Below are 25,240 nucleotides of genomic sequence, written 5' to 3' on the forward strand. Positions count from 1 at the left end.
ATTTGCCTGGCGGCTGTAGCGCGGTGGTCCCACCTGACCCCATGCCGAACTCAGAAGTGAAACGCCGTAGCGCCGATGGTAGTGTGGGGTCTCCCCATGCGAGAGTAGGGAACTGCCAGGCATCAAACGAGTGAAGAAGCCCCGCACGAAAGTGCGGGGCTTTTTTACGTCTGCGATTTGCCACTTTAAGCTGAAACATTTTCATTTTCTGCATGAAACCTCGACATTACAGGACCACCAGGCTAATGTTGGGCATCCAGATGTCTAAACGTTTATATGGTTGTAAGAGGTGAGCAGGCTATGCCAATCAGGGTTCCCGACGAATTACCGGCAGTGAATTTTTTGCGTAACGAAAACGTCTTTGTGATGACCTCGTCACGCGCCAGTGTTCAGGAGATCCGTCCGCTTAAAGTGTTGGTACTGAATCTGATGCCGAAAAAGATCGAAACGGAAAATCAGTTCCTGCGCCTGCTCTCAAATTCACCGTTACAGATCGATATTCAGCTGTTACGCATCGACAGCCGGGAGTCACGTAACACGCCGACTGAGCATCTCAATAACTTCTACTGCAATTTTGAAGATATCCAGCACGACAACTTTGATGGCTTAATCGTGACAGGTGCTCCGCTGGGACTGGTCGACTTTAATGATGTGGCGTACTGGCCACAGATCCAGCGCGTGCTGCACTGGGCCAAAGAGCATGTTACCTCAACGCTGTTTGTCTGTTGGGCAGTGCAGGCGGCGCTTAATATTTTGTATGGCATTCCAAAGCAGACCAGGCATAACAAGCTGTCAGGTGTCTTTGAGCATCAGATATTGCATCCGCATGCCTTACTGACCCGCGGATTTGATGATAATTTCCTGGCGCCGCATTCACGTTATGCTGATTTCCCGACGCAGTTGATTACCGATTATACCGATCTGGAATTATTTGCTGAATCGGAACAAACCGGTGCCTACCTGATGGCGAGTAAAGACAAACGACTGGTGTTTGTTACCGGTCATCCTGAATACGATGCGTTGACCTTATCGGGTGAATATCACCGTGATTATGAAGCCGGCCTTAATCCTGAGGTGCCTTATAACTACTTCCCACAGGATAATCCGGCACTGCCACCGCGTGCCGCCTGGCGTAGCCATGGTAATCTGCTGTTCTCTAACTGGCTTAACTACTACGTCTATCAGATTACACCGTTTGATTTACGCCGCATGAATCCGACTCTTGAATAGCGCCGGGATATCCTCAACTGAACCGTGTTAGCCGCTGGCGACACGGTTTTTTTTTGCCTGAAATTGACGGTGAAAATTGTTCCCTTAAAAAATAAAAGTTTAACTACTTTAAAAACAATCGGATGGATAATTTATGCCAATAAAATGGAAATAGTTTTTGATTTAGAAAATTAAATGAATATGCTCTGATCCTGTAGTTCACAAAACAGTCGATCCGGGGATACGCGTTATTCGATCCTCTGAATACAGGAGAGCGCCAGCATGACAGATTCTGTGATCAGCCATACCCTGACCTTCAGCCAGCCCTTTAACCATGCCGAACAGCAGTTGCTGACTGCCGAGGCGATTCTGTTTTTAGATGCGCTGGTTACGCGCTTTGCCTCACAGCGTGACGCGTTACTGACGGCCCGCCAGCTGCGACAGCAACAGTACGATCAGGGTTATCTGCCCGACTTTGATATGGAAACAGCTTCCATTCGAGCTAGTAAGTGGGCAATCCGTTCGATTCCGGAAGATTTGAAGGATCGTCGGGTCGAAATTACCGGTCCGCCGGATCGCAAAATGGTGATTAACGCCCTGAATGCGAATGTAAAAGTGTTTATGGCAGATTTTGAGGACTCGCTGTCACCGGAGTGGAATAAGCTGATGGAGGGGCAGCTGACCCTGCGTGAAGCGGTACAGGGCACCCTGAGCTATACCAGCGATGCCGGCAAAATTTACCAGCTGCGCGCCGATCCAGCCGTGCTGATGTGTCGGGTGCGCGGCCTGCATCTATCGGAAAAGCATGTCAGCTGGCAGGGCAATCCGATTCCCGCCGGGCTGTTTGATTTCGCGCTCTATTTCTTTCACAACGTTCACCCGTTGCTGGCGAAAGGCAGCGGTCCCTATTTCTATCTGCCCAAAACCGAAAGCTGGCAGGAGGTCGCCTGGTGGCGTGAGATCTTCAGCTTCAGTGAGGATCGTTTCGATCTGCCGCGCGGGACCATCAAAGCCACGGTACTGATAGAAACTCTGCCGGCGGTCTTCCAGATGGATGAGATCCTGTGGAATCTGCGCGATCACATCGTTGGCCTTAACTGTGGGCGCTGGGACTACATCTTCAGCTATATCAAAACGCTGAAACAGCATGCGGATCGGGTACTGCCGGATCGCCAGTCCGTCACCATGTCTCAGCCTTTTCTGGACGCCTATTCACGCCTGCTGATCAAAACCTGTCATCGGCGCGGCGCGTTTGCGATGGGCGGCATGTCAGCGCTGATCCCGAGTAAAGATCCGGCGCGTAATGCCTGGGTGCTGCAACGCGTTACGGAAGATAAGCAGCGCGAAGCGAACAACGGTCATGATGGCACCTGGATCGCCCATCCCGGTCTGGCGAACACCGCGATGGCGGTATTTGATGCGGTGCTGGGCAACCGGCTTAACCAGCTATCGGTCACACGGGAAGAGGATGCGCCGATCGACGCGACCACGCTGCTGGCGCCCTGTTCCGGTGAACGCACTGAAGCGGGTATGCGCGCCAATATTCGCGTAGCGCTGCAATACCTTGAAGCCTGGATCAGCGGCAACGGCTGTGTGCCGATTGATGGCCTGATGGAGGATGCCGCCACGGCAGAGATTGCCCGCACCTCAATCTGGCAATGGATACGTCATCAGCAAACCCTGAGCAGTGGTCAGCAGGTCACCGCTGAACTGTTCCTGCGCTGGCTGAACGAAGAACTCCATCTGTTGCAGCAGAGCCTGGGCGAAACCCGGTTCAGTGCCGGTCGCTATGGCGAAGCGGCACAGCTGATGGCGCAAATCACCACCGAACGCGAGCTGGTCTCATTCCTTACTCTGCCGGGCTACCGCCTGATCCCCTGACTCTCGGAGACATTGCCATGACACGTACTCAACAAATTCAGCAACTCGAGCAGCACTGGCAGCACCCGCGCTGGGAAGGCATCACCCGTCCTTACAGTGCGGCAGAGGTGGTAAATTTGCGCGGCTCGGTACAGCCCGCCTGCACTCTGGCCCAGCGCGGTGCGGAAAAACTGTGGGCGCTGCTTAACGGAGACGCGAAGAAGGGTTACATCAATAGTCTGGGCGCGTTAAGCGGTGGGCAGGCATTACAGCAGGCAAAGGCCGGTATAGAGGCGATCTATCTCTCTGGCTGGCAGGTGGCTGCCGATGCCAACGTGGCGGGACAGATGTACCCGGATCAGTCGCTCTATCCGGTTAACTCGGTACCTGAAGTGGTGACGCGTATCAATCAGACCTTTCAGCGCGCCGACCAGATTCAGTGGTCCAGCGGGATTGAAGCGGGTGACAGTCGCTATACCGACTTCTTTCTGCCGATCGTTGCCGATGCCGAAGCGGGATTCGGCGGCGTGCTGAATGCGTTTGAGCTGATGAAAGCGATGATTCAGGCGGGAGCGGCGGCCGTTCACTTTGAAGATCAGCTGGCGGCGGTGAAAAAATGCGGTCATATGGGCGGTAAAGTGCTGGTACCGACGCAGGAAGCGATACAAAAACTGGTGGCTGCCCGGCTGGCGGCCGATGTCATGGGCGTGCCCACGCTGCTGCTGGCGCGTACCGATGCCGATGCAGCCGATTTGATTACCTCAGACTGCGATGAATACGATCGTCCTTTCATCAGTGGCGACCGCACTGCAGAGGGGTTCTTCCGCACCAATGCCGGTATCGAGCAGGCGATCAGCCGCGGTCTGGCTTATGCCCCTTACGCTGACATTCTGTGGTGTGAAACCTCGACGCCCGATCTGGCTATGGCGCAGCGTTTTGCCGATGCCATCCACGCCCGCTATCCCGGTAAATTGCTGGCCTATAACTGTTCGCCATCGTTCAACTGGAAAAAAAATCTCGACGATCGCACCATCGCACAGTTTCAGCAGGCGCTCAGCGAGATGGGCTATCGCTTCCAGTTCATCACGCTGGCCGGGATTCACAGCATGTGGTTCAACATGTTTGACCTGGCTCACGCCTATGCGCAGGGCGAGGGCATGCGCCACTATGTTGAGAAAGTGCAGCAGCCTGAATTTGCCGCGCGCGATCGCGGTTACAGCTTCTCATCGCATCAGCAGGAAGTGGGCACCGGCTATTTTGATCGGGTCACCACCACCATCCAGGGCGGTAAATCGTCGGTGACGGCGCTGACCGGTTCGACTGAAGAGCACCAGTTCTGAGTAAATCCCTGACAGTCTCCTGCCCGGCTGTTCGCGGGCGGGCTTTTATCGGAGCTGATTATGCCGCCACGCGAATCGCTGATTGCGCACACCATCCTGCAGGGCTTCGACGCACAATATGGCCGCTTTCTCGACATCACGGCCGGAGCCCAGCAGCGCTTTGAACAGGCTGAATGGCAGGCGGTGCAACAGGCCATGAAAGCAAGAATCCATCTCTACGATCATCATGTCGGGCTGGTCGCCGATCAGCTGCGGGTGCTGAATGGTGCAGCCTGCTGGGATAAGGCGTTCTGGCTACGGGTAAAGAGCCAGTATGAAAGCTTATTGCCTGGCTATCCGCGCTATGAAATTGCAGAGAGTTTCTTTAATTCGGTCTACTGCCGGCTGCACGGTCATGCCGATTTGCAGCCAGAACGGCTATTTATCTTCAGTTCTCAATCACCGTCAGCACAGATAAGTCCGTCGCGGCCGCTGGCGCGCGGCTATCAGCCACAGCAGGGCTGGCAGGCGTTGATCGGACAGGTGCTGCGTGATTTACCGTTAACCTTGCCATGGCAGCATCGCGAACGTGATATCGGCTGGATTGTGCGCCACCTGCAGACGCAGTTTCCGCAGCTGGAGCAGGGCTGGCTTGAGGTCAGTTGCGAACTGTTTTATCGCAATAAAACTGCATGGCTGGTGGCGCGTCTGCACCTGCCGGATGCCATCCATCCCTGTCTGTTGCCGATTCAGCGCAGCGCGACGGGCGAACTGTGGATCGATACCTGTCTGACCGATGTGGATGACGCCAGTATTGTGTTTGGTTTCGCCCGCGCGTATTTCATGGTTTATGCGCCGATGCCCGCAGCGCTGGTGGCGTGGCTGCAGCCGATTCTGCCAGGCAAAACGCTGGCCGAACGTTATATGGCGATTGGCTGCCAGAAGCATGGCAAGACCGAAAGTTACCGTGAATACCTGCAGGCGCTGGAACAGAGTGAAGCTGAATTTGAGATCGCACCTGGCATTCGCGGCATGGTGATGCTGGTCTTCACGCTGCCTGGCTTTGATCGGGTGTTTAAAGTGATTAAAGATCGCTTCGCGCCGCAAAAAGAGGTAACGGAGGCCCAGGTGCGCGCCTGCTATCAGCAGGTTAAAGAGCACGATCGCGTCGGACGAATGGCGGATACTCAGGAGTTTGAGCAGTTCGCGCTGCCGCTGGCGCGTATCTCGCCTGAACTGCTGACCGAACTTAACGCCTGCGCGGCGGAGAAGCTGAAGATTGAAGGCGACCGGCTGATCATTCGGCACCTGTGGCTCGAGCGCCGCATGCAGCCGCTTAACCTCTATCTGGCGCAGGCCAGTGCCGAACAACGGCGTCAGGCGATTGAGGAGTATGGCAATGCTATCCGCCAGCTGGCGGCGGCGAATATCTTCCCGGGCGACATGCTGTTTAAAAACTTCGGCATAACCCGCCATGGCCGGGTGGTGTTTTACGACTACGATGAGATCCGACCGATGCAGGAACTGCACTTCCGTGAGGTGCCGGCCGCGTGCTACGAAGAGGATGAACTCAGCGCCGAACCCTGGTACAGCGTCGGGCCGGACGATGTATTTCCGGAAACCTTCCGTTATGCCCTATGCAGCGACGCTGCCATCGGTGCTTTGCTGCTGGAACTGCATCCGGAGATTTTTGAGGCCCGCTGGTGGCGAGCCCAGCAACAACGCATTGCCGGGGGACACGTGGAAGAGGTGATTGCCTGGCGGCAGGCGCAGCGCTTCTGCGTGCGCTACGCGACGGAGGCAGTCAGCGACCACTGTACGCCAGCGTGACCTGACGCGCTTCACGGATCACCAGCGCACCCAGTTCGGTAATGCGATCGTCGGTCATCCTGGCGATCGGGCCGGAGATGGAGAGGGCCGCAAACGGCTCGCCGTGTTCGTCATAGATCGGTGCTGCAACACAGCGCAGTCCAAGCGCATGCTCTTCATCATCAAACGAGAAGCCCGCTTTACGCACCTGCGCCAGATTCTCTTTCAGGCTCTGCGGCGACATCAGGGTCTTCGGCGTGTAGTAATGCAATCCTTTCTGATGCAGCAGCGTCGTGACCTGCTCATCGCTGAGATGGGCCAGAAACGCTTTGCCGGCTCCCGACGCGTGCATGGGCAGCTTGCCGCCAATCGGTGCGGACATGCGCATCAGCTGGGTACACTGCACCTGATCGATGATCACCGCCTGATGATCGCTGAGATCCAGCACCGCCAGATTGACCGTCTCGCCCGAGGCGTCCATCAGGCTGCGCAGTACCGGATGCACCAGCGCCAGCAGATTGCGACTCTGCAAGAAGCTGCTGCCCACCACGAAGGTATGTGCTCCGATGGTCCACAACCCCAGATCGCCCACCTGGCGGACAAACCCCTGCTGCTGCATGGTGCTGAGCAGGCGATGAGTCGTGGAGTTCGGCAAACCCGCCTGCTGTGCCAGTTCGGTCAGCGCCACGCTGCCGTGGGAATCGGCAATCAGCTCCAGCAGTGTCAGGCCGCGGGTCAGGGATTGCACCTGGCCACCCGCGGGTGCGGCAGTGGCGGCAGTGCCGCGAGGTTTTTTGCCGCGCTTAACGGGAACAGGCGTCGCCATGATCAAATCTCCTTAGGAATGTGGAAATCATTTTCGTTTTAATCACGCGCTTTGCAAATGCTGGTTTTCTGGTCAGACCTGTTCATGGCCGACCTGAAAATGTCTCAGCTAAGGTTGCTTTGTTGGTTAACCCGCTTATGACAGAATGACTAACAGCTATTTCAGCCAGCAGATTGACGTGGGTGGGCCATCAGTGAGCAATAAAATCGAAGCGCTACATCAGCAGCTCGCACAACGCATTATGGTGTTGGACGGCGGTATGGGTACCATGATCCAGAGCTATAAGCTGGATGAGCAGGATTTTCGCGGCAGCCGTTTTGCCGACTGGCCCTGCGATCTTCAGGGCAATAACGATCTGCTGGTATTGACTAAACCAGCGGTGATCCGCGAGATCCACGACGCCTATCTGGCTGCCGGTGCCGATATTCTCGAAACCAATACCTTTAACGCCACCACCATTGCGATGGCGGATTACCAGATGGAAGCGTTATCGGCCGAGATCAACTACGAGGCCGCCCGTCTGGCGCGCGTCTGCGCCGATGAATGGACGGCAAAAACGCCGGATCGCCCACGCTACGTCGCGGGCGTGCTGGGGCCGACAAACCGTACCTGCTCGATCTCGCCCGATGTTAACGATCCCGCCTACCGTAACGTCACTTTTAATCAGCTGGTGGACGCCTACCGCGAATCGACCCGTGCGCTGGTGGAAGGCGGCTGTGACATCATCATGATCGAAACGGTGTTCGATACCCTGAATGCCAAAGCGGCGATCTATGCGGTCCAGACCGAGATGGAAGCGCTCGGCGTGACGCTGCCGCTGATGATTTCAGGCACCATCACCGATGCCTCCGGCCGTACACTCTCCGGCCAGACCACCGAGGCCTTTTACAACTCCCTGCGGCACGCTGAACCACTCTCCTTTGGCCTTAACTGCGCCCTCGGACCGGACGAGCTGCGTCAGTATGTGGCGGAGCTGTCGCGCATCGCCGAGGGTTACGTCACTGCGCACCCGAACGCTGGTTTACCCAATGCTTTTGGCGAATACGATCTGGATGCGGAGCTGATGGCGCAGCAGATTGGCGAATGGGCGACTTCGGGTTTTCTGAATATTATCGGTGGCTGTTGCGGGACCACACCGCAGCATATCGCCGCCATGGTGGCGGCCGTTGAGGGCGTTGCTCCGCGTAAGCTGCCGACGATCCCGGTTGCCTGTCGTCTGGCCGGTCTTGAGCCGCTCAACATTACCGCAGAATCGCTGTTTGTTAACGTCGGCGAACGGACCAACGTTACCGGTTCAGCCAAATTCAAACGGCTGATTAAAGAAGAGAAATATAACGAAGCGCTGGAAGTAGCGCTGCAGCAGGTTGAAAGCGGTGCTCAGATCATCGACATCAACATGGATGAAGGAATGCTCGACGCCGAAGCGGCGATGGTGCGCTTCCTGAATCTGATTGCTGGTGAGCCGGATATTGCCCGCGTCCCGATCATGATCGACTCCTCAAAGTGGGAGGTGATTGAAAAAGGGCTGCAGTGCATTCAGGGTAAAGGCATCGTTAACTCCATTTCGATGAAAGAGGGTGAAGCGGCCTTTATTCATCATGCGCGCCAGGTCCGCCGCTACGGTGCGGCGATGGTAGTGATGGCATTTGATGAGGTGGGCCAGGCGGATACCCGCGCCCGTAAGATTGAGATTTGTCGCCGCGCCTATCGCATCCTGACGGAGCAGGTCGGTTTCCCGCCGGAAGATATCATCTTCGACCCCAACATTTTTGCGGTGGCGACCGGCATTGAAGAACACAACAACTACGCGATGGATTTCATCGGCGCCTGTGAGGATATCAAGCGCGAGCTGCCACATGCGATGATCTCCGGTGGCGTCTCCAACGTGTCGTTTTCATTCCGCGGCAACGATCCGGTGCGCGAAGCGATACACGCGGTATTTCTCTACTACGCCATCCGCAAAGGCATGGATATGGGCATCGTCAACGCCGGCCAACTGGCGATTTATGACGATCTGCCGGCGGAGCTGCGCGACGCGGTAGAAGATGTGATCCTCAATCGCCGTGATGACGGGACCGAGCGGTTGCTGGATCTGGCGGAAAAATATCGTGGCGGCAAAAGTGACGGTGCTCAGGAAAAACAGCTGGCCGAGTGGCGCAGCTGGGATGTAGTGAAGCGGCTGGAATATTCGCTGGTCAAAGGCATCACCGAATTCATTGAGCAGGATACCGAAGAGGCGCGCCAGCAGGTGCCGCGTCCGATAGAGGTGATCGAAGGCCCGCTGATGTCCGGCATGAACGTGGTTGGCGATCTGTTTGGCGAGGGCAAGATGTTCCTGCCGCAGGTGGTGAAATCGGCGCGGGTAATGAAGCAGGCGGTGGCTTATCTGGAGCCCTTTATCGAAGCCAGCAAAGAGGCGGGGCGCAGCAACGGTAAAATCGTGCTGGCCACGGTCAAAGGCGACGTTCACGACATTGGAAAAAACATCGTTGGCGTAGTGCTGCAGTGCAACAACTACGAAATTATTGACCTCGGCGTGATGGTGCCGGGCGAGAAGATCCTGAAAACGGCGCGTGAAGTGAATGCTGACATCATTGGCCTGTCGGGCCTGATTACGCCGTCGCTGGATGAGATGGTCAATATGGCGAAAGAGATGGAGCGTCAGGGCTTCACTCTACCGCTGCTGATCGGCGGCGCGACCACCTCTAAAGCGCATACGGCGGTCAAAATTGAGCAGAACTACAGCGGTCCGACGGTCTACGTGCAGAACGCCTCACGTACCGTAGGCGTGGTCTCTTCACTGCTTTCCGCCACGCTGAAAGAGGATTTTGTGGCGCGGACCCGTAAAGAGTACGAAACCGTGCGTATTCAGCATGCGCGCAAAAAACCGCGCACCCCGCCGGTATCTTTGCAGGTGGCCCGCGACAACGCCACCTCGATTGACTGGCAGAGCTATACGCCGCCGGTGCCGCATCGTCTCGGGGTCAGTCAGGTCGAGGCCAGTATTGAAACGCTGCGCAACTACATTGACTGGACGCCGTTCTTCATGACCTGGTCGCTGGCTGGCAAGTATCCGCGCATCCTGGCAGATGAGGTGGTCGGAGAAGAGGCACAGCGTCTGTTCGCCGATGCGAATGCGATGCTGGACCAGCTAAGCCAGCAGGCACTGTTGAAACCGCGCGGCGTGGTCGGTATTTTCCCGGCTAACCGGGTCGGCGATGACATCGAGATCTATCGCGATGAGCGCCGCAGTGAGTTACTGGTAGTGAGTCATCACTTACGTCAGCAGACCGAAAAAACCGACTTCGCCAACTACTGTCTGGCGGACTTTGTCGCACCTAAATCAAGCGGTAAAGCGGACTATCTCGGTGCCTTCGCGGTGACCGGCGGACTGGAAGAGGATGCGCTGGCGGAGGCGTACGATCGTCAGCATGACGACTACAACAAGATCATGGTGAAAGCGCTGGCTGACCGCCTGGCTGAAGCCTTTGCGGAATATCTGCATGAACGCGTGCGTAAAGTGATCTGGGGATTTGCGCCCAACGAAAACCTGAGTAATGAAGAGCTGATTCGCGAAAATTATCAGGGCATACGGCCAGCGCCAGGCTATCCGGCCTGTCCAGAGCATACTGAGAAAGCGGCGATCTGGACCTTGCTGGATGTAGAAAAGCAGACCGGCATGCAGCTGACCGAATCCTTTGCCATGTGGCCAGGCGCGGCAGTCTCAGGCTGGTATTTCAGCCATCCTGACAGTCGCTACTTCGCTGTGGCGCAGATTCAGCGCGATCAGGTGGAGGATTATGCGGCGCGTAAAGGGATGTCAGTGACCGAGGTCGAGCGCTGGCTGGCACCAAATCTCGGCTACGACGCAGACTAAACAAAAAAGCGGCCTGATGGCCGCCTGAGGTTGTTGCACAGTCTGGCCCGGTCAGCAGTGAAATCGAGCCAGCGCAGGGTACACGGTCAGATCGGAAAGGCGCTAAAGCCAGTCCCTGGCCGTTCGGCCCGCACGATACGCACCTCATCCCTGAAGTGCGCCCGTAGCCGGGTCAACGCTTTGCATTGTTCAAAAACGCTCCCGGCGTTTTTAACCGGGCAGCGGGACGCTTTCCTCTTCTGACCGCGTTCCCTGCGCAATGAGCTTAGGTGTTGCGGCCAGATTCACCCTGATTCGTCTTTTCAGTGGTCTGAAGCGCTCAGAGGGCCGTCTGAAATGTGTACCGAAGTCAACGCGATGGGAGTATACGCCCGGAGTAAAGCATCGCGGGCCAGGGATGGCCCGCGCTGAGCATGCCATGGATGGCATTTTTTGCGTCCTTACGCAGGGCGTATGCTCCCTGAGCCCGCTTTCTATCAACAGCATGAAGCGGCCCGGAAGCCGCCTCTGTTTAGTTAAAGCGAGCGTCGCGATCCGACGTCAAATCATACAGCTGGTACTTACGGCCCAGCATCTGACCACCGTCACGCGTTAGCGGCACCCAGTTGACCTGCGCACGACCACGGGTTGGGGTGACGGTGAACAGATCCATCGGAATCGAGATGTAGAACCCTTTGGTAAAGTCACCTTCGCCATACTCTTCAGACGACACGTTGGTTTTGGTGGCATAAACACCCACCATCACGCCGCTGTCAAAGCGCTTCGACACGTCTACCGTCACACCTTTATCTTTCGCCAGATACTGACCGACGCTGGTTTTGACCAACACATCCTGCATAAACCACGGACGCCAGTAGGCGGTCAGGTTGCCGGTTGAGGCTTTGTAACGGGTAAACTGCATCATATTGTCCCAGTCACGCTGCCGGACATAGTTGGCATCAACACCCACTGCCCAGTTGGCATCGACCGGACGATAGAGCAGCTCGCCGCCCACGCCGCCATACATGGTTTCGAGATAACCGCCATACAGCTGACCATAGAAGCCATTGCCGAGGTGGCCCATATAGTTAGCCTGCAGATCGTTAACGTAGACGTTGTTCTCAACGTAGTCGCGGATATGGGTCCGCACGCGGGGCAGGCTGGAGTCCGCTGGCGCGCCGTTGTAGTTGAACTTGTCATAGTTGTTAGCAAGGTTGCCGAACAGGCTACCGCCCACCAGCAGGTGATCGGTCAGCCAGTAATCGACGCTACCCATCACGCCAACCTGATACATGTAGAAGCTTTCCGGGCCGCCCACTGACTGATTGAGCACCGGTGACAGGCTGTAGTTCAGGCGATCTTTACGGATAAACATTCCCTGCTCAGTCTGACCCGGATCCACCGGATTTTCACGCGTCTGCTGCAGCGGCTGCTCGTGGCCCAGCGGATAGCCCGCCAGCGTATTGTGCAGGCTGGCGACCGGCGTCACGGTGGTGACCTGCGGCATATTGAAGCGGGACTCGGTGACGCTGATGGTATCAATGTCCGCCGGCAGGTGGTTCATGACGATGCGGTTAGCGCGATCGACCCCTTCCTGGGTGTCGCGATATTTGGTCTGCTCGCCCGACACATACAGCGTGTGGCCTTTGGTCTGAATGCGTGGACCGTCGAGTCCGGCATTGTACTTCAGGTCAGTCAGCTGATTACCGACCACGGTCGGCTCCAGCAGCTTCGGCTGAGGCTGCGGGTTATACGCCGGTTTCTCGCTGTCGATGTGCGCCTGATGCAGATCGTTAAAGTTGGTGCGGATGGTCACACCAAACATAAAGGTGTTGCCGCGCTCGTAGCTGGCATTAATATCTGCCCAGTCGGTCACGCGATAGATGGCACCGACGTTAACCTTGCTGCTCTGCGTCAGCCGGCCGGCGAAATCATCCTGATAATCGTTGCCTTCATATTCCATCTTAAGCCGCAGCGGCTGCCACGGCGTCTGATACTCGACGCCGCCAAACAGGGCCGTTGGACCATGGAACATCTGTGAGCCATTGATCGAGCCCGCTTCGCCGACCCGTGGACGCTGACAGTAGCTGTCGCTGTAGGAGCAGAACGGGTTTTTAACCGTGCCGCTGTTGCCGAGATAGCCCCAGCCAAGGCCGAGCGTGAAGTCAAACGGACCCCAGGCTTTGCTGGCGACCAGATATTCGCTGTCGAACAGCCCGGTACCGCCAAGATCGCGGGTACCCAGCGCCACTTCCGGCAGCCAGAAACCTTCCTGCCACAAACGCAGTTTCAGATCGAAGGCTTTATCTTTGTAGCTCTGATTGCCACTGAAGTCTGACACGGCGCTGTAGCGGCGGGTACGCACATCGGTATAGCGCACGGTGGTTTCCAGCCACGGGAACAGCTGCAGCGACGCGGAGTAATAGCGGTACTGATCGTTGTCGCGCACGTTAAGGCTGAACTCGCCCTCTCTGGCCATGCGCGCCGTCGGCACCTGCATCAGGCCAACACCACCGAAATCGGATTGTGAAGGGCCCACCGGCGCGGGCCAGGTTTCAGCCTGCGCCTGACAGGCTGTCGCCACAGAAACAGCCAACAGGCTGAAGAGATAACGTTTTTTCATCAGTCTGGTATCCGGTGAGTCAGAACGGAAAGGATGCGATTATTCAGATCGTCATAGGCGCCTGGCAGGCTCCATGATGAGAAGCCCAGCCAGATAATGCTGCCCGGTTCCACCTCGACGTGACGGTGGTTCCAGTAAGCAATCGGCACCTGCTGCGTGGCACCTGAGGGGGCGATAACCGTTGCAAAGTTTCGTTCCGCGCCGGAAAGGCGTGCATGATCGGCCAGGTATTCGCGCACCGACCGGCCCGGTTGCCAGCTGACCTTGCCTGCGCCGCTCAGCGCGCCGAGCAGTAACACCGAATCAGACCGGGTTTGCAGATAGAGATCGTAGCTGCCTTCAAGGCGGCGATTGTCGGCCGGATGCAGGCGCACCCAGTCCGGATCGAGCGAGGTGAACTGCCGGCCGGTGACCTTAATCGCGCTTAGCTGGCGGATCACCTCATCAATCGCGGCGGCACGATCGCCACTGCTGTCGGCTCGCCAGGCACGTAGCTGGCCCAGCGTCTGCTGATACTGCTGCTGCGCCACGGCGCTGGCACCGCGTTCGGCAATGACGCTGCTGCGCCAGTCGATCGATTGCTGAAGGGCGGGCTGGCTGACCAGTTGTGCCAGATCGGGCACCTGGCTCAGTTCTGCCTGTGCACCATTGTGCGGCGCATGGACCGTAACCTGCGCAGCAGCCTGCGCGCCTGGGGTGCTGAGCAGACTCAATCCGGCCAGCAGGAAAGTGATTTTTTTCATGATTTCGCCGGCTTCAGAATGGTGGTGTCTACGGGGAAGGCGTCAGCCGCCAGCATCTGATGGGCCTGCACCACATCGCCGCTGCTGTTATCGATCCAGAACGTGTTTTCCCACTCGCGGTTGCTGCTGTCGAGGCTCACCTGCTCATGCCAGACGCGACAGGCGATACGGTTACCCGCCACGGTCAGCACTTCATCGGTGCCGCGCTGGAAGGTGGACCGAACCGTCCCCGCGCGGATGTTGCCCTGCTCGGTCCACTGCACGATGCGGGTCCAGCTGGCACCGTTGCTGAGATGCAGGCTATCCGCCAGCGGATCCTGCTGCAGATTACTCACGCTAATCAGGTTATCGGGTAATCCCAGCGTTTTAACCAGCCGGCCGTGCTGTGTCACCAGCATCGCCTGATCCTGCGTTACCCATTTCTGCTGGCCGGCTTCGTTGTAGCCAAGTACCACGAAGATTCGCGGGCCTTCATTGAGGCGGGCATAGAGGCTGGCGTAGGGTAATGCGTTGACCTGCTGGTCGGTGACGGTGACGTCATCCGGACCGTTAACGGCCAGCATAAGGGTCTGTTCAAGGCCTTTTTGCGTTTGTGTGCAGGCCTGCAGCAGCAGGCAAGCGAGCAGCAGAGGAAGTTGGCGCACTGTGTGTCCCTGATAAGTCATGCCAAAGTAAAAATAACCACACAGGCGTGTGGTTATGTTTAAAGGTCCTATACCCGCAGGGTTCGCGTGTCGGTACAGCAAGACTGCGTTGCCCGGCAGATCACTCACCGTGGTCAGCGATTCCGCCGTTGCCCGTTTGCCGCTGTCTGGCACCCGAACACCTGCTGGGTATCCATCAACGAGTGGTGCTCGTCGTGGTCGTGGTTGTTGTACCGGTATTTGCGCCGTCACCACCGCCAGAAGCAGCAATGCCGAGCCCGACTAACGCGCCAAGTGCGCCGATACCTACAGCGGTCGACGTGCCAGCGGAGATTGCTCCCGCCTGCGCGCCAGCTGCGGCACCTGCGTCTTCCGGGGCTGCAAAAGCACTGGAAGAGACAGCAACGAAAATCAGGGCTGCACCGGCAACCATGGTTTTTTTCATAACAACGTTTCCTGCATTGAGTGAATGAAGGATCTCTGATCCGCCACATTCAACGCGCAGATAACTACGCAGCAAAGGCGACGGACAGTCCCATTGCGGGCGCGTTCAGTATAGGGCAACAAAATACCAGAGTTCAGCACCGGAAAAAGCAGGCGATCGGGCGGGGTAAAACGGCGGGATATTAAGTCAGTTTGGTTTTAACACCTTTTTATATCGGAATATTTCCGGTTAATGCCGCATATTTCACTGGTCATAAAACAGATGCAAAGCGTATTGTTCTTTTTTAGTTATATTTGGTACGGAATAAGAATAATCAGAATTTACTCAGGATTGCCTTATTTTAATCCCATTAATAATCAAAGAGTAACTGCTATCATGCACTTATTTCAGGTCCATTTTTAACTGGATTAAGGCGTGGTTAATCACGGCATGTTCAGAATTATCTTAGGTGCTTTTAAGAATTATCCAACCGGAGCGGCGGTAGTGCAGTGAATAAATTGTCCGATCCGGGCAAAAAAAGGGCGGCAATCATGCCGCCCGGATATTTTATCGCCGATTAACGCCAGGATTTATAGCGGTTAATTAAGGCATTGGTGGAACTGTCATGACTGGTAATTTTTTCGTCATTTTCCAGTTCTGGCAGAATACGGTTTGCCAGCTGCTTACCTAATTCCACGCCCCACTGATCGAAGGTGAAGATATTCAGAATCGCGCCCTGGGTGAAGATCTTGTGCTCATACAGGGCAATCAGCGCGCCGAGGCTGTACGGCGTAATTTCACGCAGCAGGATGGAGTTGGTCGGACGGTTACCTTCAAAGACCTTGAACGGCACGATGTGGGCGACCGATTCGGCCGATTTACCGGCATCGGTAAACTCTTTCTCGACCACTTCGCGTGATTTACCAAACGCCAGCGCTTCGGTCTGTGCAAAGAAGTTAGACAGCAGTTTTGGATGGTGATCCGCCAGCGCATTGTGGGTGATAGCCGGTGCGATAAAGTCACACGGTACCAGCTTGGTGCCCTGATGGATCAGCTGGTAAAACGCGTGCTGGCCGTTAGTCCCCGGTTCGCCCCAGATGATTGGGCCGGTCTGGTAATCCACCGGATTACCGTCACGATCGACATACTTGCCGTTCGATTCCATATTTCCCTGCTGGAAATAGGCGGCAAAGCGATGCATGTACTGGTCATACGGCAGAATCGCTTCGGTTTCCGCGCCGAAGAAATTGTTATACCAGATGCCAATCAGCGCCAGCAGGACCGGCAGGTTCTGTTCGGCCGGGGTAGAGGCGAAGTGCTGGTCCATCGCATGCGCGCCGCTCAGCAGCTGCTCGAAGTTATCGAAGCCGATAGAGAGAATAATCGACAGGCCAATCGCTGACCACAGCGAGTAGCGACCGCCAACCCAGTCCCAGAATTCGAACATGTTGTTGGTGTCGATACCAAATTCGCCGACCGCTTTGGCGTTGGTCGAGAGTGCCGCAAAGTGTTTCGCTACGTGCTGCTGGTCACCGGCCGTTTTCAGGAACCAGTCACGCGCGCTGTGCGCATTGGTCATGGTTTCCTGGGTGGTGAAGGTTTTTGACGCCACCAGGAACAGAGTGGTTTCCGGGCTGAGGTCTTTCAGCGTTTCAGCGATATGGGTGCCGTCAACGTTGGAGACAAAGTGCATGTTCAGGTGGTTTTTGTAAGGACGCAGCGCTTCGGTCACCATGAAAGGACCCAGGTCAGACCCGCCGATACCGATGTTCACCACGTCGGTGATTGCTTTACCGGTATAGCCTTTCCATTCGCCGCTGATGATGCGCTCTGAAAAGCCCTTCATCTTGTCCAGCACCGCATTGACCTCAGGCATCACATCTTTGCCATCGACCAGAATCGGCGTGTTGCTGCGGTTACGCAGCGCAACGTGCAGCACCGCACGGTCTTCGGTGCGGTTAATTTTCTCACCAGAGAACATAGACTTAATCGCGCCGCTTAAATCGGTCTCTTTCGCCAGCGCCTGTAATTTGTCGAGGGTTTCCTGGGTGATGCGGTTTTTGGAGAAATCCACCAGCATCTGATCATCAAAGGTGGCAGAGAATTTGGCAAAACGATCGGCATCCTGGGCAAACAGGTCGGCAATTTCTACCGATTTCATCTGCTCAAAATGCTGTTGCAGCGCTTTCCAGGCTGCGGTTTGTGTCGGATTGATATTTTTCATGGCAACACTCTTGTTGATATTAAGAACCGTCATTCCATCGGGGGCACATCGTACCCGGTTAGCGTTTCAGTATGACCACAGTTGCTACTGAAAGGAAAAATTTTGTCATCCGGCTGCGGGTAAGCCGGGCACAGTCACCGGCCTGCCTGCGCCGGATCGCCAGCATTGGCTGGTGCGAATGGCCTGCAGACGGCGACGAGATCGCGCGGCGAAAGTGTGGCGTGAACGCTGCGATAAATCCTTGTGCCGCATCAGAGATTGCTGCACTGGCTGAAGCCATTTAGCACTCTAGTCGCTGTAAGGCAGGTAAATTTGTTTTACGGTGCGCCGCAAAGCAAAAATCTGCCTGCCTCTGAGATTGACAGCAGAGCCAGAAACCGATAAATGTATGCGGCTACTTGCGCACCCGTGCGCAAGCCAGAAGAGGCGCGTCGCCCAGGCAGTGTGTTGGAGGAACCGTATCCGGTGAAGACACATGATGGGGAGCGACGCCGAGGTGGGTCAACACGCGGTGTGTTGCCTGTCGGCTACAGGGGCTGAATCCTCTGGGTTGTCACCAGAAACGTCCACAGTCGGACGTTTCGCAAGGTGGGGCGCTTCTGGGTGACTCGTCTACCCGATCTGGTCTGCCCGTTTCTGCTCTTCCCTTGTGCCTGGCTGAAAGAATGTTTCCCGACCGCATTATCGCCGGCGAGAACAAGATAACCTGACACGAGGTCATACATGTCTCAAACTCTGATTGTGGCAAAATTCGGCGGCACCAGCGTAGCCGATTTTGATGCGATGAACCGCAGCGCCGACGTGGTGCTGAAAGATGCCAGTACGCGTCTGGTGGTGCTATCCGCTTCGGCGGGCATTACCAATCTGCTGGTGGCTCTGGCCGAAGGCCAGCCGCTCACCGAGCGCGCCATCCTGCTGGATGATATCCGCCGTATCCAATATGCCATTATCGATCGCTTACAGCGTCCGGACGTGATCCGCGACGAAATCGATCGGATGATTGACAACATTGCTATGCTGTCTGAAGCCGCCTCGCTGGCGACGTCGCATGCGCTGACTGATGAGCTGGTCAGCCATGGCGAACTGATGTCGTCGCTGCTGTTTGTCGAAATTCTGCGTGAACGCCAGGTGAATGCCGAGTGGTTTGACGTGCGTAAAGTGATGCGCACCGATGACCGTTTTGGCCGTGCCGAGCCGGACGTGAAGTTGCTGGCGGAGCAGGCGATTGCCCAGTTGCAGCCGCGCGTTGAGCAGGCGCTGGTCATCACTCAGGGCTTTATCGGCAGCGAAAGCAAAGGCCGCACCACCACCTTAGGCCGTGGCGGCAGTGATTACACGGCGGCGCTGCTGGGTGAAGCGCTGAAAGCGGCGCGGGTCGATATCTGGACTGACGTGCCAGGCATCTATACCACCGATCCGCGTGTGGTACCGACCGCCAAGCGCATCGACGAAATTACCTTTGAAGAAGCCGCTGAAATGGCGACCTTTGGTGCCAAAGTGCTGCACCCGGCCACACTGCTGCCGGCGGTACGCTGTGATATTCCGGTGTTTGTCGGCTCCAGCAAAGATCCGGCCGCGGGCGGAACGCGTGTCTGTAATGAAACCCGTAATCCACCGCTGTTCCGCGCGCTGGCATTACGTCGCAAGCAGACGCTGCTAACGCTGCACAGCCTTAACATGCTGCATACGCCTGGCTTCCTGGCCGAACTGTTTAATATTCTGGCCCGCCACAATATTTCCGTGGACCTGATTACCACCTCTGAAGTGAGCGTGGCGCTGACGCTCGACACCACCGGTTCTACCTCAACCGGCGACAGCCTGCTGACGCAGGCGCTGCTGACTGAGCTGTCGTCACTGTGTCGGGTCGAAGTAGAAGAAGATCTGGCGTTGGTGGCGATTATTGGCAACCAGTTGTCAAAAGCCTGTGGCGTCGGCAAAGAGGTGTTTGGCGTGCTTGAGCCGTTTAACCTGCGGATGATTTGTTACGGTGCCAGCAGCTATAACCTCTGCTTCCTGGTCCCCGGCACGGACGCGGAAAGCGTGGTCCGTACGCTGCATCACAATCTGTTCGAATAGACGCCAGCGCGTCGATCAGGCCGCGTGCGCGCGGCCTGAAAATCATCCCCATCCCGCTCTGTCCCTCTTCCTGATTTAAGCCTTATTCTACAAGGTGTTAGATTCCTTCATTGCCAAATGAAATCCACTTTCTTCAGGGATTTCAGTCACTTTCGTTGCGCTGCTGCTGCGCAGTTTTATAATCCCGCCGCTAAATCAATACACACATTTTAGGAAATAATATGAAAAGGTTAGTGGCAGAGGCGCTGGGCACCTTCGTGCTGGTACTGGGCGGTTGCGGGAGTGCGGTATTGTCAGCCGCGTTCCCCGGTCTGGGTATCGGTTTTATGGGCGTGGCGCTGGCATTCGGGCTAAGCGTGCTGGTAATGGCCTGTGCGGTCGGTCCTATCTCCGGTGGCCATTTTAATCCGGCGGTAACGCTGGGCCTGCTGGCGGGCGGGCGTTTTCCTGCTTCACAGGTGATCCCTTACATTATCGCCCAACTGGCAGGCGGCATTGCGGCAGGCGCGGTGCTGTACCTGATTGCCAGCGGCCAGAGCGATTTTAACGCCGCCGCCAGCGGATTTGCGGCGAACGGCTACGGTGAGCACTCACCCGGTGGCTTTAGCCTGCAGGCTGGCATGATCGCCGAAGGGGTGCTGACGGCGATCTTCCTGATCGTTATCATGGGCGCCACCAGCCCGCGCGCGCCCAAAGGCTTTGCACCAATCGCCATCGGTCTGGCGCTGACGCTGATCCATCTGATCAGCATCCCGGTCACCAACACCTCGGTCAATCCGGCGCGCAGTACCGCCGTCGCGCTGTTCCAGGGCGACTGGGCGCTGTCCCAGCTGTGGATGTTCTGGCTGATGCCGGTCATCGGGGCGATGATTGGTGGTGCGATCTACCGCGGTTTAGGCGAAAAAGCAGCGTAATTTCGTCAATGATCGGCGGATCGGCAGCAGTCGATCCGCATTTTCCGCTCTGACCCCATCTGCGCCTTACGCCGTGATAACGAAATGTTATGATCCCGCCTTCGCCTGCGCAGTCGTTCCTGCCGGGCGTATCTCTATGGCAAACCTGCATAAATCATTACATTCTTATAAGGAAGTCTGGCCATGCTCGCCACCGTCACCCGCCTGTTCCCGCTGTGGGCCGTGCTGTTATCTGTCGCCGCCTATTATTCTCCCGCCACTTTCCTCGGCATCGGTCCGTGGGTAAGTTACCTGCTGATGCTGATCATGTTTGGGATGGGCGTGACCTTAAATATCGGCGATTTTAAACGGGTACTGACCCGGCCTGCGCCGGTGATTGCCGGCACTTTTCTGCACTATCTGGTGATGCCGTTAGCGGCGTGGGGATTAGCGAAACTGTTTCATATGCCGCCGGATCTATCCGCCGGGATGATCCTGGTCGGCAGCGTCGCCAGCGGCACGGCCAGTAACGTAATGATCTATCTGGCTAAGGGCGATGTCGCCCTGTCGGTGACCATTTCGTCGGTATCGGCGCTGGTGGGCGTGTTCGCCACGCCGCTGTTAACGCGTTTGTATGTCGATACCCATATTCAGGTGGATGTGGTTGGCATGCTGCTGAGCATCGTAAAGATCGTGGTGATCCCGATCGGCCTCGGCCTGATCATTCATCACAGCATGAACAGCGTGGTGCGTCGGGTCGAACCCTGGCTGCCGGCATTTTCTATGGTCTGCATTCTGTTGATCATCAGCGCGGTGGTGGCAGGTAGCCAGGGCTTTATCGGATCGGTTGGATTAATGGTGATCGCAGCGGTGATACTGCATAACGCGATTGGCCTGCTGGGCGGTTACTGGGGCGGTAAGCTGTTTGGCTTCGATGAGTCAACCTGCCGGACGCTGGCGCTGGAAGTCGGGATGCAGAACTCTGGTCTGGCGGCAACGCTGGGCAAGCTCTACTTCTCACCGCTGGCGGCATTGCCTGGCGCACTGTTCTCGGTCTGGCACAACCTTTCCGGTTCGTTGCTGGCCGGTTACTGGTCCGGTAAGCCGATCACCAAGGGATCAACGCGGCACGGCGAGTAACACCGCACCGCAATCTGCTTGCGCCGGGCACGTTTCGCCCGGCGCTGTAGGTTACGCCTATTCGCTGTTACTCGTAATCACGCTCATCATCCGGCTGCTCCAGCACGGTATAGGCGACGCTGCAAAACAGCGAGTTCAGACGCTTCATATCGCCCAGCAGACCCAGATGCAGTGAACTGGTCTCTATGCTCTGTACGTTCTGCTGATGCAGGCGATCGACGTGCGCATGAGAATAGCGACGAATCATCAGGCGGAAGCGATGTTTGGCGCGGCGCAGCCGTTTGGCGCTGGTGACGTCGTGCGACAGAAACACCGACAGACTCATGCGCAGATTGGCGATCAACAGCTCCTGCAGCGCCTCCAGCTCCTTTAATCCCTCAGCGGAGAACGCGCGGCCTGCAGCCAGCGACTTATCCGCGACATCGCCGCTCATCCGCTCAATGATGTCACCGGCCTGCTCCAGGTTAAGCGACATCTCAATAATTTCACCCCAGCGGCGCGAATCTTCCGCCGGCAGATCCTCTTTCGGCATCCGCGCCAAATAGAGCTTGATGGCGGTATAAAGCACGTCAACGTCATCATCGAGCCGCCGCACCGTACGCTCTTCACGCGGTTCGCCATGCACCACTTTGTTGAACGCTTCCAGCATCTGTTCCAGCACATCACCCATACGTAACGCCTCACGGGCGGCATTGACCAGCGCCAGCGCCGGCGTATCCAGCGCGCTGCGGTCCAGATGTTTCGGCTTCAGATGCAGATCATTTTCCACGTCATCAGAGATCAGCCGGCGGCACAGACGTGCCATCAGATCGGCAAACGGCACCATCGCCACACAGCGGATCAGGTTGTAAAAAACATGGAAAAAGATCACCAGCTCTTCGTCGTTGACCGGCAGCTTATCCAGCCAGTCCGCCACCAGATTAACGAACGGCAGGATCACCACGCAGCCAATCAGCTTAAACAGCAGGCTGCCGAGAGCGACGCGCTTGCCGGCCGCGTTGGCCGCGCTGGCATTGATCATCGCCAGCAAACCGCTACCCAGGTTGGCACCAATGACCAGGCAGAGCGCCACCTTGAATGAGATGACGCCGGTGGCGGTCAGCGTCGCGGTAATCAGCACGGCCGCCAGGCTGGAGTAACTGATGATGGCGAAGACGGCGCCAATCAGCGCATCCAGCATGATGTCGCCGGTCAGGCTGGAGAACAGCACCTGTACCCCGGCGGCCTGGGTAATCGGGCGGGCTGCTTCGACAATCAGCTGCAGCGCCAGCAGAATCAGCCCAAGGCCGATACTGGCCCGGCCGAGCTGACCGGCCCGGGTCTGCTTACGGCTGAGAAAAAACACCACGCCAAAGAAGATGAACAGCGGCGATAGCCAGGAGAGGTCAAAGGTCAGGATACGCGCCATGATGGCGGTCCCGACATCAGCACCCAGAATCACCACCAGCGCCGGCGTCAGGCTGACAAGGTTCTGCGCCACGAAAGAGGTCACCAGCAGCGTGGTGGCATTACTGCTCTGCACCAGCGTCGTCACGCCAATGCCAGCCAGAAACGCCATCGGCTTTTTCTCCACGCTGCGGCTCAGTACCCGCCGCAGATCGGCACCATACACCCGCATAATGCCGGTCCGCACAATATGGGTTCCCCACACCAGCAGGGCGACAGCAGAGAGTAAATTAAGCAGGGTTAACACGTCGCGATGCTCCTCGACCATCAGGCTTTAAGCAGCACAGACTGCCAGCCTGACGGAGAGAGCAATCTGTGAAGGGGATTGCCGGACTTTGCGTAAATTTTTCCTGTGTTTTAAGCCACCTGGCGCAAAGTCGACATCTCTAACTGTAGACCAATCTGCTGTCCGGCGGGGTGTAATTCCGCGGCGGATCGGTTCAGGACATCGACAGAAAGCTCCACTCCCTGCGCCCGGATGCGGTAGCGAATCACGTTGCCCAGCAAGCTGTGACTGAGGATTTCGGCCGGAATGCCGAGCCCTGGCGCGGTGAACTGCATCGACTCGGGGCGAATGGCCACCTGACTGTGGAAAGGCTGGCCGGTTAGCTGCGTTGCCTGTTCGGCGCTCAGCAGGTTGTAGTTGCCAATAAAACCGGCGGCAAACAGATCGACCGGCTGGGTATAGAGCGCTTCGGCGTCGCCATTCTGCACAATTTTGCCGCGGTTCATCAGCACGATGCGATCTGACAGCGTCAGCGCCTCTTCCTGATCGTGGGTAACGAACAGGGTGGTGAGATTCAGCTCGCGCTGGATACGACGGATCTGGTCGCGCAGATGACGACGGATGCGCGCATCCAGCGCCGACAGCGGCTCATCCAGCAGCAACAGGCGCGGGCGGGTGACCAGAGAACGGGCCAGCGCCACCCGTTGACACTGTCCTCCCGACAGCTGATGCGGATAGCGGCGCGCATAGTCGGTGAGCTCGACCAGCTCCAGAACTTCCTGCACCCGCTGACGAATTTGCGTCTCCGGCAGCTTCTGCATCTTCAGGCCAAAAGCGACGTTTTTCTCCACCGTCATATTGGGAAACAGCGCATAGCTCTGAAACACCATGCCAATGGCGCGCTTCTGCGGGGCCAGCGGCACGATATCCTTGCCCTGTATCACGATTTCGCCGCTGTCGACTTCGGTTAAACCGGCCAGACAGCGCAGCAGCGTCGATTTGCCGCAGCCGCTCGGGCCGAGCAGCGTCACAAATTCCCCTTCGGCGGCGCTGAAATTGATCTGTTCGAATATCGTCGTTGGCCCATAGCGCTTATTCAGTTGTCTGACCTCAAGGTAGCTCATACTCAGCCTCGTTCTGGATTCAGGGCATTGGCCAGCCAGGTGACCAGCAGCACCACAAAAAAGTAGGAGATCACCAGCGCGCTGGTGAAGTGACCACTGCCGTTACGCATGTTGTAGAGGTAAACCTGCAGCGTTTCATAGCGGTTGCCGACCAGCAGGTTAGCGAATACAAACTCACCGATCAGAAAAGAGAAAGAGAGCAGGACGGCAACCAGCATCCCTTTACGCAGGTTAGGCAGCACTACCCACAGCGCCGCCTGCCAGGTACTGGCACCGAGTAACTGGGCAGCATCGATCAGCTCTTTCAGGTTGATCGCCTGCATATTGTTGGCCAGCGCGCGGTAAATAAACGGCAGCGCGATGGTGAAGTAGCAGCCGATCAGGATCCACGGCGTACCGGTCAGCATCAGCGGTGACGAGGAGTAGAGCTGCAGCAATCCGACCGAGGACACGACCGGCGGCACGGCGAAGGGCATCAGGATCAGGATGTTCATTACCGCATCCAGCCGTGGATAGTAGTAAGCGATTACAAACATCGCAGGCAGCACCAGTACTAGCGAGAACAGCAGGGCGCCGAAGCAAATCAGCAAAGAATGGCCCAGCGCGGTCAGAAAACGCCCATCGCTCCAGAGCTGGATAAACCATTTCAGGCTGTAGCCCTGCGGCAGAATGGTATTACTCCAGTCAGATGACAGCGCGTACAACAGCGTTGCCACCAGCGGCAGCGCCAGCAGAATAAACAGTAACCAGACCATCACCCGATGATAGAGATGTTCGGCGCGCGACATGACGGCTCCT

17 protein-coding genes, 1 rRNA gene and 1 riboswitch are annotated in these 25,240 nt (G+C 56.9%); of the genes, 9 read left to right on the forward strand and 9 right to left on the reverse strand.

The genetic code is table 11. The features are described 5' to 3' along the window. The first annotated feature begins 5 nt into the window (after nucleotides 1-5). From rrf to aceK, 5 genes are all read left to right on the forward strand, one after another. Nucleotides 6-121 (forward strand): 5S ribosomal RNA (gene rrf, locus AABB92_RS13635). Between the two features lie 179 nt (nucleotides 122-300). After that, entirely contained in the window at nucleotides 301-1,230 is a 930-nt protein-coding gene (metA, locus tag AABB92_RS13640; RefSeq protein WP_031375546.1) for a homoserine O-acetyltransferase MetA, read from the forward strand. A gap of 261 nt (nucleotides 1,231-1,491) precedes the next feature. Continuing rightward, the gene (gene aceB / locus AABB92_RS13645; RefSeq protein WP_046288552.1) at nucleotides 1,492-3,090 is read left to right on the forward strand and encodes a malate synthase A; all 1,599 of its coding nucleotides are present in this window, start codon (nucleotides 1,492-1,494) and stop codon (nucleotides 3,088-3,090) included. 17 nt (nucleotides 3,091-3,107) lie between these two features. Beyond that, a complete protein-coding gene (gene aceA, locus AABB92_RS13650) occupies nucleotides 3,108-4,409 on the forward strand; it encodes an isocitrate lyase (protein ID WP_031375545.1) in 1,302 nt (433 codons plus the stop codon). A 60-nt stretch (nucleotides 4,410-4,469) separates the two neighbouring features. Beyond that, a complete protein-coding gene (gene aceK, locus AABB92_RS13655) occupies nucleotides 4,470-6,218 on the forward strand; it encodes a bifunctional isocitrate dehydrogenase kinase/phosphatase (RefSeq protein WP_031375544.1) in 1,749 nt (582 codons plus the stop codon). On the opposite strand, the gene iclR is transcribed toward aceK, so the two are convergent. Then, nucleotides 6,193-7,023, reverse strand: coding sequence for a glyoxylate bypass operon transcriptional repressor IclR (gene iclR / locus AABB92_RS13660; protein ID WP_031375543.1), 831 nt, complete (start codon nucleotides 7,021-7,023; stop codon nucleotides 6,193-6,195). The genes aceK and iclR overlap by 26 nt on opposite strands. 193 nt (nucleotides 7,024-7,216) lie before the next feature. On the opposite strand from iclR, the gene metH reads away from it, so the two are divergent. Next, nucleotides 7,217-10,900 carry a methionine synthase gene (gene metH / locus AABB92_RS13665; protein WP_152659105.1) on the forward strand — a complete coding sequence of 1,228 codons (3,684 nt, stop codon included), beginning with the start codon at nucleotides 7,217-7,219 and terminating at the stop codon, nucleotides 10,898-10,900. Nucleotides 10,901-11,411: 511 nt separating this feature from the next. Here the strand turns inward: metH and AABB92_RS13670 are convergent. From AABB92_RS13670 to pgi, 5 genes are all read right to left on the reverse strand, one after another. Beyond that, complete coding sequence (locus tag AABB92_RS13670) at nucleotides 11,412-13,502, reverse strand: YjbH domain-containing protein (RefSeq protein WP_031375541.1); 2,091 nt, start codon at nucleotides 13,500-13,502, stop codon at nucleotides 11,412-11,414. After that, nucleotides 13,502-14,245, reverse strand: a complete 744-nt coding sequence (locus AABB92_RS13675; RefSeq protein WP_031375540.1) for a capsule biosynthesis GfcC family protein — start codon at nucleotides 14,243-14,245, stop codon at nucleotides 13,502-13,504. Before AABB92_RS13675 ends, AABB92_RS13670 begins: the two co-directional genes overlap by 1 nt. Next, nucleotides 14,242-14,889 (reverse strand): YjbF family lipoprotein, encoded by a 648-nt coding sequence (locus AABB92_RS13680; protein ID WP_031375539.1) that lies wholly within the window; start codon nucleotides 14,887-14,889, stop codon nucleotides 14,242-14,244. The genes AABB92_RS13675 and AABB92_RS13680 overlap by 4 nt, the downstream gene beginning before the upstream one ends. Before the next feature lie 196 nt (nucleotides 14,890-15,085). Beyond that, nucleotides 15,086-15,334, reverse strand: a complete 249-nt coding sequence (yjbE, locus tag AABB92_RS13685; protein ID WP_031375538.1) for an exopolysaccharide production protein YjbE — start codon at nucleotides 15,332-15,334, stop codon at nucleotides 15,086-15,088. Between the two features lie 556 nt (nucleotides 15,335-15,890). Continuing rightward, nucleotides 15,891-17,537 carry a glucose-6-phosphate isomerase gene (gene pgi / locus AABB92_RS13690; protein ID WP_031375537.1) on the reverse strand — a complete coding sequence of 549 codons (1,647 nt, stop codon included), beginning with the start codon at nucleotides 17,535-17,537 and terminating at the stop codon, nucleotides 15,891-15,893. A 413-nt stretch (nucleotides 17,538-17,950) separates the two neighbouring features. Continuing rightward, a riboswitch (Lysine riboswitch) is annotated at nucleotides 17,951-18,144 on the forward strand. A gap of 116 nt (nucleotides 18,145-18,260) precedes the next feature. Between pgi and lysC the strand changes: the two genes are divergently transcribed. The 3 genes from lysC to panS all read left to right on the forward strand — a co-directional run bounded on the left by lysC (nucleotide 18,261) and on the right by panS (nucleotide 21,646). After that, entirely contained in the window at nucleotides 18,261-19,613 is a 1,353-nt protein-coding gene (gene lysC, locus AABB92_RS13695; protein WP_031375536.1) for a lysine-sensitive aspartokinase 3, read from the forward strand. A gap of 221 nt (nucleotides 19,614-19,834) precedes the next feature. Then, nucleotides 19,835-20,527, forward strand: coding sequence for an aquaporin Z (gene aqpZ / locus AABB92_RS13700; RefSeq protein ID WP_031375535.1), 693 nt, complete (start codon nucleotides 19,835-19,837; stop codon nucleotides 20,525-20,527). Between the two features lie 183 nt (nucleotides 20,528-20,710). Next, a complete protein-coding gene (panS, locus tag AABB92_RS13705; protein ID WP_031375534.1) occupies nucleotides 20,711-21,646 on the forward strand; it encodes a ketopantoate/pantoate/pantothenate transporter PanS in 936 nt (311 codons plus the stop codon). A gap of 67 nt (nucleotides 21,647-21,713) precedes the next feature. On the opposite strand, the gene AABB92_RS13710 is transcribed toward panS, so the two are convergent. The 3 genes from AABB92_RS13710 to AABB92_RS13720 all read right to left on the reverse strand — a co-directional run bounded on the left by AABB92_RS13710 (nucleotide 21,714) and on the right by AABB92_RS13720 (nucleotide 25,230). Continuing rightward, complete coding sequence (locus tag AABB92_RS13710) at nucleotides 21,714-23,339, reverse strand: Na/Pi cotransporter family protein (RefSeq protein WP_046289211.1); 1,626 nt, start codon at nucleotides 23,337-23,339, stop codon at nucleotides 21,714-21,716. A 110-nt stretch (nucleotides 23,340-23,449) separates the two neighbouring features. Next, nucleotides 23,450-24,442, reverse strand: coding sequence for an ABC transporter ATP-binding protein (locus AABB92_RS13715; RefSeq protein WP_031375533.1), 993 nt, complete (start codon nucleotides 24,440-24,442; stop codon nucleotides 23,450-23,452). 2 nt (nucleotides 24,443-24,444) lie between these two features. Then, nucleotides 24,445-25,230 carry an ABC transporter permease gene (locus tag AABB92_RS13720; protein WP_031375532.1) on the reverse strand — a complete coding sequence of 262 codons (786 nt, stop codon included), beginning with the start codon at nucleotides 25,228-25,230 and terminating at the stop codon, nucleotides 24,445-24,447. Nucleotides 25,231-25,240 lie beyond the last annotated feature (10 nt).

The organism is Pantoea brenneri (genome assembly GCF_038594305.1).
Classification (GTDB): Bacteria; Pseudomonadota; Gammaproteobacteria; order Enterobacterales; family Enterobacteriaceae; genus Pantoea; species Pantoea brenneri.

Bases quoted from the DNA above. Each gene is read 5' to 3' on its own strand.
- aceK (WP_031375544.1), top strand. From the start codon at position 4,470: ATGCCGCCACGCGAATCGCTGATTGCGCACACCATCCTGCAGGGCTTC.
- yjbE (WP_031375538.1), bottom strand. From the start codon at position 15,334: ATGAAAAAAACCATGGTTGCCGGTGCAGCCCTGATTTTCGTTGCTGTC.
- AABB92_RS13715 (WP_031375533.1), bottom strand. From the start codon at position 24,442: ATGAGCTACCTTGAGGTCAGACAACTGAATAAGCGCTATGGGCCAACG.
- lysC (WP_031375536.1), top strand. From the start codon at position 18,261: ATGTCTCAAACTCTGATTGTGGCAAAATTCGGCGGCACCAGCGTAGCC.
- pgi (WP_031375537.1), bottom strand. From the start codon at position 17,537: ATGAAAAATATCAATCCGACACAAACCGCAGCCTGGAAAGCGCTGCAA.
- aceB (WP_046288552.1), top strand. From the start codon at position 1,492: ATGACAGATTCTGTGATCAGCCATACCCTGACCTTCAGCCAGCCCTTT.
- AABB92_RS13675 (WP_031375540.1), bottom strand. From the start codon at position 14,245: ATGAAAAAAATCACTTTCCTGCTGGCCGGATTGAGTCTGCTCAGCACC.
- AABB92_RS13720 (WP_031375532.1), bottom strand. From the start codon at position 25,230: ATGTCGCGCGCCGAACATCTCTATCATCGGGTGATGGTCTGGTTACTG.
- iclR (WP_031375543.1), bottom strand. From the start codon at position 7,023: ATGGCGACGCCTGTTCCCGTTAAGCGCGGCAAAAAACCTCGCGGCACT.
- metA (WP_031375546.1), top strand. From the start codon at position 301: ATGCCAATCAGGGTTCCCGACGAATTACCGGCAGTGAATTTTTTGCGT.
- AABB92_RS13670 (WP_031375541.1), bottom strand. From the start codon at position 13,502: ATGAAAAAACGTTATCTCTTCAGCCTGTTGGCTGTTTCTGTGGCGACA.
- aqpZ (WP_031375535.1), top strand. From the start codon at position 19,835: ATGAAAAGGTTAGTGGCAGAGGCGCTGGGCACCTTCGTGCTGGTACTG.
- aceA (WP_031375545.1), top strand. From the start codon at position 3,108: ATGACACGTACTCAACAAATTCAGCAACTCGAGCAGCACTGGCAGCAC.
- panS (WP_031375534.1), top strand. From the start codon at position 20,711: ATGCTCGCCACCGTCACCCGCCTGTTCCCGCTGTGGGCCGTGCTGTTA.